Source organism: Mesorhizobium sp. M1D.F.Ca.ET.231.01.1.1 (assembly GCF_003999155.2).
Classification (GTDB): domain Bacteria; phylum Pseudomonadota; class Alphaproteobacteria; order Rhizobiales; family Rhizobiaceae; genus Mesorhizobium.
On sequence record NZ_RZOZ02000089.1, the window covers coordinates 1 to 388 of the forward strand.

1 protein-coding gene is annotated in these 388 nt (G+C 63.7%); it reads right to left on the reverse strand.

The features are described 5' to 3' along the window. The coding region (locus EN874_RS32420) for a DMT family transporter (protein WP_135884720.1) at positions 1 to 388 on the reverse strand (388 nt) is incomplete at both ends.

The window sequence follows — 388 nt, forward strand, 5'->3', positions numbered from 1 at the left end:
CCGCTGTATTCGGCGAGCGCGATACCGCCGAGCACCAGCGCGAGCGCGAGGGCCTGATAGGGCTGAAACTGCTCGCCGACGATCTGCACCGAAAGCAGCATGCCGAAAATCGGCACTAGGTTGATGAACAGGCCTGCGCGGTTGGCGCCGATCAGCTCGTTGCCCTTGATGTAGAGAACCTGCGAAACGACCGAGGCGCCAAGCGCCGTGTAGAGCGTGAGCGCCCATCCATACGCGTCCGGCATGATGGCGCGGCCGGCCGCGATCTCCCAGGTGACGAAGGGCAGGGAGATCAACAGCGCGGCGATCGACAGCGCCAGCATGAAACTCTGCCAGCGGATTGCAGGCTTGAGGCGCAGGCCCACCGAATAGAGGCTGTAGCAAAGCA